General features: G+C 75.6%; 2 protein-coding genes. Both read right to left on the minus strand.

Annotated features, from left to right (window positions below):
* The coding region (locus tag CCN42_RS21915) for a PAS domain-containing protein (protein WP_143661981.1) at positions 1 to 2,081 on the minus strand (2,081 nt) is incomplete at its 3' end.
* Positions 2,082 to 2,292: 211 nt separating this feature from the next.
* The coding region (locus CCN42_RS21920) for an SSI family serine proteinase inhibitor (RefSeq protein ID WP_245877407.1) at positions 2,293 to 2,797 on the minus strand (505 nt) is incomplete at its 5' end.

A 2,797-nucleotide genomic window follows, 5' to 3' on the forward strand; every position in this document is an offset into this window, starting at 1 on the left:
GCCGCGGGCACCGGCCTGGGCGGGACCGTTCTGCCGCAGGGCGTCCCCGCGTCCGATGGCCGGCGCGCCCACCGCGGCCCCGAGGAGCAGCACGCCCTGCCGCCCGCGCTGCCCGCGGCGTGCTCGTCGGCGGTGACGACGGCGCCCTCGGCCACCCCGTCGGCGTGGCCGGGCCGCCGAGGACGCGGCGCGGGCCGCCCGGCTTCCTCGGCCGCAGCACGCCTGCGCCGCCGGCCGGTCGGCGCCGGGGCGGGCTGCTCCGGATCGGCCTCGGGACCGCCGTCCGCCGTGCCCGGCAGGTCGGCGTCCAGGAAGGCGTCCGTGGAGGCCCGGCGGGCCCGTCGCCGTCCGCCGCCGGAGGTCCGTTCGGCGGCCGGGACCGCGTCGCCCTCGGGGGCGGCGGGCGCGGACACGGCGCCCGCGCCCCCGCCGATGGGCACTTCGAGCACGTAGGCGCTGCCGCTCATGCCCGGCACCTCGTGCGTCTGGAGCACACCGCCGTGCGCCCGCACGATTCCGCGCACGATCGGCTCGTGCACCGGGTCGCCCCCGGAGTACGGCCCGCGCACCTCGATGCGTACGACCTCGCCCCGCTGTGCCGCCGCCACCACCACGGTGTTGTCCAGGTAGCCGCCGGCGGACACCGGGGAGTTCCCGGTCGCGTCGACCCCGGCGACATCGGCGACGAGATGCGCGAGCGCGGTCGCCAGCAGCGTCGCGTCGACCTCGGCCTCGATGGGCGGCGCGTGCACGGCGAACTGCACCCGGCCCGGCCCGATCAGCTCGACGGCCCCGTCGACACCGGTGGCGACCACGGAGTCCAGCATCACCTTCGTCCGGGTGATCTCGTCGCTGCCCGAGTCGAGGCGCTGGTAGCCGAGGACGTTGTCGATCAGCGTGGTGATGCGGGAGTACCCGGCGGACAGGTGGTGGAGGACCTGGTTGGCCTCGGGCCACAGCTGGCCGGCGTCGTCCGCGGCCAGCGCGGACAGCTCGCGGCGCAGTTCGTCGAGGGGGCCGCGCAGGGACGTGCCCAGCAGGGTGAGCAGCTGCTCGTACCGCCCGGCCAGGGCCTCGTAGCGGTCCTTCTCCCGCTCGGCGAGCGCGGCGTACCGGTCCTCGCCCGCGGCCAGCTCCTCCGCGTGCCGCTCCCGCAGCTCCTCCAGCTCGGTGACGTGCCGCTGGCGCAGCGCGGTCAGGTCGGAGGCGTGCTCCTCGGCGAGTCGCTCCAGCTCCTCCGCGTGCCGCTGCTCGGCCGCCTCCTTCTCCTCGACCACCGCGTCGTACGGCCGCCGGTCGAGGAACGTCATCACCGCGCCGACCAGCTGGTCGCCGTCGCGCACCGGCGCGGTCGTCAGGTCGACGGGCACCTTGTCGCCGCTCTTGGACCACAGCACCTGGCCGCGCACCCGGTGTTTGCGCCCGGAGCGCAGGGTGTCGGCGAGCGGGGACTCGTCGTAGGGGAAGGGGGAGCCGTCGGCGCGCGAGTGCAGGAAGAGGTTGTGGAGTTCCTTGCCGCCGAGGTCGCTGGCCCGGTAGCCCAGGATCTGCGCGGCGGCCGGGTTGACCAGGACGATCCGGCCGTCGGTGTCGGTGCCGACGACGCCCTCCCCCGCGGCCCGCAGGATCATCTCCGTCTGCCGCTGCGAGCGGGCCAGCTCGGCCTCGGTGTCGACGGTGCCGGACAGGTCGCGGACGACGAGCATCAGCAGCTCGTCGCCGGTGTAGCCGTAGCTGTCGTAGGCCTGCTGGCCGCTCTCCAGATTCGCGGACGTGACCTCGACCGGGAACTCGGTGCCGTCGGTGCGGCGGGCCGTCATCCGGGTCGGCTTGGTCCGCCCGCGCGGGTCCATGTGGTCGGGCCGCCGCATGGAGCCGGGGATGAGCTTGGAGTCGAACTCCGGCAGCAGGTCGAGCAGCCCGCGCCCGACCAGGGCCGTGCCCGGCGTCTCGAAGGCCTCCAGGGCGATGGCGTTGGCGTTGACGACGGTTCCGTTGGCGTTGACCAGGACCAACGCGTCGGGCAGCGCGTCGAGTATGGCTGCGAGGCGAGCAGCGCCTCGGGGTGGCCTGCTGCTCACGAGACGCTTCCTCCCTGTTACCGCACCTTGCCGACCGCTCCGGCCATCTTGCCAACCGGCCCGCGGCGTGTCACGCGAGGGAGTCTAAGGGCTGGGGTTGCCCTCGCGACGCGGGATCGAAGAGAGGTCGCACCACGCGGTGAAGCCCGCCGGGCACCCCCGCTGCAAGGAGCGCATGACCGCGGACGTCCGCGCCCACGCGCCCTTCTCGTCACCTGCGCAGGACGTTTACACCGCGTCCTCGCTCCTCGCTCACGGCGGGCAGCAACGGGACCAGCCGGTCCCAGCGGTCGATCTCGCAGCCGTTGCTGCGGTCGAACGCGGCGTCGACGGGGCGTCCGGCCCAGGTGCCGGTGACCCGGGCGGTCGCGGTGCCGCCGTACTGCATGGTGCAGACGGCGCCCCCGGCGGCGGGCCCGAAGACGTCGCGGCCCCACAGGGTGTTGCGGTCGAGCGCCCGGCAGGCACCGGCCGGGTCGGGGTGGCTGCCCCGGCTCGGGTGGCAGTCCAGCTCGAAGGTCCCGTCCGCGCCGCCGCCCGCGTTCCGGACGGTGACGGTGAGGTGGTGCTCGCCGAGGCGGTGCTCGCCGGCGGACCGGTCGGGACCGTGCAGCGGTGGTGGCAGCGCGGGGGACGGGGCGGCGTGGGCGGCGGAGGGCGCGGCGGAGAACGCGCCGAGCGCGGCGAGGGAAGCGCCGGCGGCGACGATCAGCCGC

Origin of the sequence: Streptomyces glaucescens (assembly GCF_002154375.1) — a bacterium.
GTDB classification, from domain to species: domain Bacteria; phylum Actinomycetota; class Actinomycetes; order Streptomycetales; family Streptomycetaceae; genus Streptomyces; species Streptomyces glaucescens.